This window comes from uncultured Streptococcus sp. (assembly GCF_915066115.1).
Taxonomy (GTDB): Bacteria; Bacillota; Bacilli; order Lactobacillales; family Streptococcaceae; genus Streptococcus.
On sequence record NZ_CAJZDT010000109.1, the window covers coordinates 1 to 6,396 of the forward strand.

Here is a 6,396-nt window from a genome sequence, read left to right on the forward strand (position 1 = left end):
ACTTACCAAGAAAATTATCAAAAATGGGTCGATTTTGCTGACCTTCCAGACTACCTTCGTCAGGATTTGGAAAACATGGACGAAAAAACAAAGGAAGACGCCTTCTATACCAATCTTGAATTTGGTACTGCTGGTATGCGTGGTTTGATCGGTGCTGGTACAAACCGTATCAACATCTACGTTGTTCGTCAAGCAACTGAAGGTTTGGCTCGTTTGATTGAGTCAAAAGGTGGAAACGAAAAAGAACGCGGTGTAGCAATTGCCTACGATAGCCGTCACTTCTCACCTGAGTTTGCCTTTGAATCTGCGGCAGTTCTTGCCAAACACGGCATCAAATCTTACGTATTTGAAAGTCTTCGTCCAACTCCAGAACTATCATTTGCAGTTCGTCACCTCAACTGTTTCGCAGGTATCATGGTCACAGCTAGCCACAACCCAGCACCATTTAACGGTTACAAGGTTTACGGTGAAGACGGTGGACAAATGCCTCCACACGATGCAGACGCTTTGACTACTTATATCCGTGCAATCGAAAATCCATTTGCAGTTGAAGTTGCTGATGTGGAAGCTGAAAAAGCTTCTGGCTTGATTGAAGTTATCGGCGAAGCTGTTGACGTAGAATACCTCAAAGAAGTCAAAGACGTGAACATCAACCCAGCCTTGATTGAAGAATTCGGTAAAGACATGAAGATTGTCTACACACCACTTCATGGTACTGGTGAAATGTTGGCTCGTCGTGCTCTTGCTCAAGCAGGATTTGACTCTGTTCAAGTCGTTGAAACGCAAGCAACTGCTGACCCTGACTTTTCAACTGTAAAATCTCCAAACCCAGAAAGCCAAGCAGCCTTTGCCCTTGCTGAAGAACTTGGTCGTCAAGTTGGTGCAGACGTTCTTGTCGCAACTGACCCTGATGCTGACCGTGTTGGTGTTGAAGTTCTTCAAAAAGATGGTAGCTACCTCAACCTTTCAGGTAACCAAATCGGTGCTATCATGGCAAAATACATCTTGGAAGCCCACAAAAACGCTGGAACTCTTCCTGAAAATGCAGCCCTCTGCAAATCTATCGTATCAACTGACTTGGTAACGAAGATTGCTGAAAGCTACGGCGCGACTATGTTCAACGTCTTGACTGGTTTCAAATTCATCGCTGAAAAAATCCAAGAATTCGAAGAAAAACACAATCACACTTACATGATGGGATTTGAAGAAAGCTTCGGTTACTTGATTAAACCGTTCGTACGTGATAAGGATGCTATCCAAGCTGTTCTAGTTGTTGCTGAACTTGCTGCCTACTATCGTTCACGTGGTTTGACACTTGCTGACGGTATCGAAGAAATCTACAAAGAGTACGGCTACTATGCAGAAAAGACAATCTCTGTTACCCTTTCAGGTGTCGATGGTGCAGAACAAATCAAAGCGATTATGGCTAAATTCCGTAACAATGCTCCAAAAGAATGGACCGCAACAGCTATTGCGGTCGTAGAAGACTTCAAAGCTCAAACAGCTACTGCTGCTGATGGTACTGTTACAAACTTGACAACTCCTCCAAGTGATGTGTTGAAATACACACTTGTTGACGGTTCATGGATTGCCGTTCGCCCTTCAGGGACAGAACCAAAAATCAAGTTCTACATTGCAGTTGTAGGTGAAACCAATGAAGAATCACAAGCTAAGATTGCTAACATCGAAGCAGAAATCAATGCTTTTGTAAAATAAAATCCTATAAAAGATGAGACAAACCAATCTCATCTTTTTTTCGTATCAAATCTAAGCAATTTTAGAAACTTTATGGCATACTAGACATATCAATGAAAGCGAGGTAATCTCATGGAACAATTTTTAGATAATATCAAAGACCTTGAAGTCACTACAGTTGCGCGTGCGCAAGAAGCTCTTGATAATAAAGAAACTGCAACTTTCTTTATCGGTCGCAAAACTTGCCCTTACTGCCGTAAATTTGCAGGTACATTGGCTGGTGTCGTAGCTGAAACTAAAGCTCACATCTACTTCATCAATAGTGAAGAACAAAGCCAACTCAATGAGTTGCAAGCATTCCGCTCACGCTACGGAATCCCAACTGTACCAGGCTTTGTTCACATTGCAGATGGACAAATCAATGTCCGTTGCGACTCTTCAATGTCAGCACAAGAAATCAAAGAATTTGCTAGATTGTAAAAGATATATAAAAAGAAGGCACTCGCCTTCTTTTTATATGTCTGTCAATGGTGTTGCGGTATCTGGTGAAGTATCATAAACCTTAAAGTCTACTCCAACTCCCAGATCAGCTTGTGCTAGCTGGTTGACCATGGTCATGTGAGCTAGCTCCTTGATATTATTCTCCTTGGACAAATGTCCTAGGTAGATTTTCTTAGTGCGATTTCCTAAGGTACGAATCATAGCTTCAGCACCGTCCTCGTTAGAAAGGTGACCGAGGTCAGATAGGATTCGTTGTTTGAGGCGCCAAGCATAGGAACCTGCTCGCAAAATCTCTACATCATGGTTGGACTCGATAAGATAGCCATCTGCATTCTCGACAATTCCTGCCATACGGTCACTAACATAACCTGTATCTGTCAAAAGGACAAAACTCTTGTCATCCTTCATAAAGCGATAGAACTGCGGTGCGACTGCGTCATGGCTTACACCAAAACTCTCGATATCGATATCTCCAAATGTCTTGGTTTTACCCATTTCAAAAATATGCTTTTGCGAAGAATCTACCTTGCCAAGATACTTGCTATTTTCCATTGCTTGCCAGGTCTTTTCATTGGCATACAAATCCATACCATACTTGCGAGCCAAAACTCCCACTCCGTGGATATGGTCTGAATGCTCATGTGTAATCAAGATGGCATCCAGGTCCTCGGGTTTACGGTTAATTTCAGCAAGTAGGCTGGTAATTTTCTTACCAGACAAACCTGCATCCACTAAAAGTTTCTTTTTTGGGGTTTCCAGATAAAAGGAATTTCCACTGGAACCCGACGCTAAAATACTGTATTTAAAGCCTGTTTCACTCATTCTGGTCTTCTATTTCGTCCTCCCATACTTCTTCCTTCACTGCATCCTTATCATAAGGGAGCACAATTGTGAAAGTTGATCCCTTACCGTATTCACTCTTGGCCCAAATAAAGCCATTATGCTGTTTGATAATTTCCTTAGCAATAGACAGTCCCAGACCTGTCCCACCCTGGGCACGACTTCTAGCACGATCCACACGGTAAAAACGGTCAAAGATGCGTGGTAAATCCTGCTTAGGAATACCCAAACCTTGGTCTGAGATGGATAAAATCATCTGATCATCAGTCGTCTTCATGGTCACTGTGATTTTCCCACCATCAGGCGAATACTTAATAGCATTGTTGAGAATATTATCAATCACCTGCGTCATCTTGTCTGTATCAATTTCAATCCAGACAGAGGTAATCGGATAATCTCTCACCAATTCGTATTTCTTCTCCTCATCTGGTCCTCTCATCTTATCAAAACGGTTAAGAATAAAGGTAATAAAGGCAGTAAAGTTAATCAGTTCGACATCTAGATGACTGGTTGCATTATCAATACGTGAAAGATGGAGAAGATCTGTCACCATCCGCATCATACGATTGGTTTCATCTAGAGACACCTTTATAAAATCTGGTGCTACAGGTTCTGACAAGGCACCCTCATCCAAGGCTTCAAGATAGGATTTTACGCTGGTCAGAGGTGTCCGTAGCTCATGACTAACGTTCGAAACGAAGAGCCTCCGTTCGCGTTCTTCCTTCTCCTGCTCCGTCGTATCGTGTAAAACTGCAACCAGACCAGAAATGAAGCCTGATTCTCGACGAACCAAGGCAAAGCGTACACGAAGGCTCAGATATTCACCATTGTCATCCTGAGAATCAATCATAAGCTCAGGAACTTGGGTAATCAAATCACGAAGTTCATACTCCTCTTCAATCTTAAGCAATTCTAGAATACTTTTATTGAGAACCTCTTCTTTCTGAACACCTAGCTGTTTCTTAGCCATGTCATTAATCATAGTAATCTTGCCTCGACGATTGGTCGCAAGGACTCCGTCTGTCATGTATGAGAGGATACTATTCAATCGTTTACTCTCTTGTTCCAGATTTTCTTGGGTCAAACGGATTACTTCTGATAAATCATTGAGATTATTGGTAATATTAGTGATTTCAGAGCTTCCCTGCATATCCAATACCTGAGAATAATCTCCTGCAATCAGGTCTTTTACCTTTTGATTGATTTGCTTCAGCCGAATATTATCCCGACGATTTTCTAGCAAGAGTAAGGTAACAATCAAGATAAAGCCCAATAAAATTAAAATAAAGATAAAATCACTGGTAAGAATATTTTTTCTAATCAATTCAATCATTATTTCTCATATAATAACCAACACCGCGGCGTGTTAGGATATACTCAGGACGACTTGGTGTGTCTTCAATCTTCTCACGTAAACGTCTGATAGTTACATCAACAGTCCGAACATCTCCGAAATAATCATAACCCCAGACCGTTTCAAGCAAGTGTTCACGCGTAATTACTTGACCGATATGAGAGGCCAAGTGGTACAAGAGTTCAAATTCACGGTGAGTTAAGTCTAATTCTTCACCATATTTTTTAGCCACATAAGCATCTGGCACAATCTCCAAGTCCCCAATTTGCAAGGGTTGAGTTTTCTTTTCATCGGATTCTTGATTATCTACAGAAACCAAATCCGTACGACGAAGAAGAGCTTTGACACGCGCCTGCAACTCACGATTTGAGAAGGGTTTGGTTACATAGTCATCCGCCCCAAGCTCTAAACCGATAACCTTATCAAATTCGCTATCCTTAGCTGAAAGCATGATAATAGGCACACTACTTGTCTTGCGAATAGTCTTAGCAACTTCTAAACCATCAATTTCCGGAAGCATCAAATCTAGAATAATAATATCTGGCTGCTCTGCTTCAAATTGTTCTAGTGCTTCACGACCATTAAAAGCAGTTACAACCTCGTAACCTTCCTTGGTCATATTAAACTTGATAATATCCGAGATTGGTTTTTCATCATCTACAATTAATATTTTTTTCATTTGTTCACCTTTTTCTCTACTATTATACCAAAAAAATAACAAGAAGACACAATAGCTAGTCTTTACTACTGTCTAAGTTGGCTTTTGCATAAGCCTGCCAGATTTTTTGTTGGGGTTTGGCAAGTGGGTAATTCTTAAACTCTTCTGGTGAAAGCCAGCGAACTTCCCTATCTGGAAAGTCATTGTAGTCACTCACCTGACCTGCTACAATTTGAACATGCCACTTACGATGACTAAAGATATGCTTGACAGTCTCAAAATAAATATCAAGCCAATCAACATCTAGGTCATAGTCCTGCTGGAAACTCTCTTCTGGACTGGGACCAAAGTTCACGCTTTCTTCTGCAACCTGATGAAAGAGGTCAAACTGCTCTCCTTGCGAAAAGTTATCAACTTCTATCAAGGGGAAATGCCAAAAACCTGCCAATAGCTTTTCACTTTCATTTTTTTCAAGTAAAAATTGTCCCTGAGTATTTTTGACCACCAAGGCTTTAAGATAAATTGGAACAGGCTTTTTCTTGGGAGCCTTAATTGGATAACGGTCCATTGTGCCATTCTGATATGCCGCACTAAAGTCCTTAACTGGGCTTTCTTCTGGTCTGGGATTTACAGGCGCCTCAATATCAGATCCTAAGTCCATCAAAGCTTGATTAAAGTCACCAGGCCTTTCTGGGTCAATCAAGATTTCCATCATTGCCTGAAAAATTTTACGATTACTTGGAATCCCAATATCGTGATTAACTTCAAATAGACGTGCCAAAACACGCATGACATTACCATCTACAGCTGGCTCTTGCAAGTTAAAAGCAATACTGGAAATCGCTCCTGCTGTGTAAGGTCCAATTCCTTTCAAGCTGGAAATTCCTTCATAGGTGTTTGGAAATTGACCACCAAAATCAGTCATAATCTGCTGGGCTGCAGCCTGTAAATTACGAACTCGAGAATAATAACCCAAACCTTCCCAAGCCTTCAACAAACGCTCTTCAGGCGCATTCGCCAAACTTTCTACTGTTGGAAACCAGTCCAAGAATCGTTCGTAATAAGGGATAACCGTATCCACCCTAGTTTGCTGGAGCATAATTTCAGACACCCAGATATGATAAGGATTTTTACTTCTACGCCAGGGTAAATCTCTTTTGTTTTCATCATACCAGTCAAGAAGTTTTTCACGGAAAGAAATGATCTTCTCCTCCGGCCACATGACGATACCGTATTCTTTCAAATCTAACATATCTCTAGTATAGCACAGAAGATTCTAACTGTCCTTTTCCTAGTATTAATACTCTTCGAAAATCTCTTCAAACCACGTCAACGTCGCCTTGCCGTA

6 protein-coding genes are annotated in these 6,396 nt (G+C 41.2%); 2 read left to right on the forward strand and 4 right to left on the reverse strand.

Annotated elements, in window-relative coordinates:
* Together QZ565_RS07480 and QZ565_RS07485 are read left to right on the forward strand one after the other, a co-directional pair.
* A partial coding sequence (locus QZ565_RS07480; RefSeq protein ID WP_295527685.1) for a phospho-sugar mutase occupies positions 1-1,716 on the forward strand: 1,716 nt, incomplete at its 5' end.
* Between the two features lie 111 nt (positions 1,717-1,827).
* A complete protein-coding gene (locus QZ565_RS07485; protein ID WP_295527730.1) occupies positions 1,828-2,175 on the forward strand; it encodes a thioredoxin in 348 nt (115 codons plus the stop codon).
* Between the two features lie 33 nt (positions 2,176-2,208).
* On the opposite strand, the gene QZ565_RS07490 is transcribed toward QZ565_RS07485, so the two are convergent.
* From QZ565_RS07490 to mutY, 4 genes are read right to left on the reverse strand one after another with little or no spacing between them, the layout of a single operon-like run.
* Positions 2,209-3,018, reverse strand: coding sequence for an MBL fold metallo-hydrolase (locus tag QZ565_RS07490; protein ID WP_000004961.1), 810 nt, complete (start codon positions 3,016-3,018; stop codon positions 2,209-2,211).
* Positions 3,011-4,369 (reverse strand): cell wall metabolism sensor histidine kinase VicK, encoded by a 1,359-nt coding sequence (gene vicK / locus QZ565_RS07495; protein WP_295527733.1) that lies wholly within the window; start codon positions 4,367-4,369, stop codon positions 3,011-3,013. Before vicK ends, QZ565_RS07490 begins: the two co-directional genes overlap by 8 nt.
* The gene (gene yycF, locus QZ565_RS07500; protein ID WP_000722072.1) at positions 4,362-5,069 is read right to left on the reverse strand and encodes a response regulator YycF; all 708 of its coding nucleotides are present in this window, start codon (positions 5,067-5,069) and stop codon (positions 4,362-4,364) included. Before yycF ends, vicK begins: the two co-directional genes overlap by 8 nt.
* Positions 5,070-5,124: 55 nt before the next feature.
* Complete coding sequence (gene mutY, locus QZ565_RS07505) at positions 5,125-6,300, reverse strand: A/G-specific adenine glycosylase (RefSeq protein WP_295527738.1); 1,176 nt, start codon at positions 6,298-6,300, stop codon at positions 5,125-5,127.
* Between the last annotated feature and the right edge of the window lie 96 nt (positions 6,301-6,396).

Coding starts and splice junctions, on each gene's coding strand:
- QZ565_RS07490 (WP_000004961.1), bottom strand. CDS start 3,018: ATGAGTGAAACAGGCTTTAAATACAGTATTTTAGCGTCGGGTTCCAGT.
- vicK (WP_295527733.1), bottom strand. CDS start 4,369: ATGATTGAATTGATTAGAAAAAATATTCTTACCAGTGATTTTATCTTT.
- mutY (WP_295527738.1), bottom strand. CDS start 6,300: ATGTTAGATTTGAAAGAATACGGTATCGTCATGTGGCCGGAGGAGAAG.
- QZ565_RS07485 (WP_295527730.1), top strand. CDS start 1,828: ATGGAACAATTTTTAGATAATATCAAAGACCTTGAAGTCACTACAGTT.
- yycF (WP_000722072.1), bottom strand. CDS start 5,069: ATGAAAAAAATATTAATTGTAGATGATGAAAAACCAATCTCGGATATT.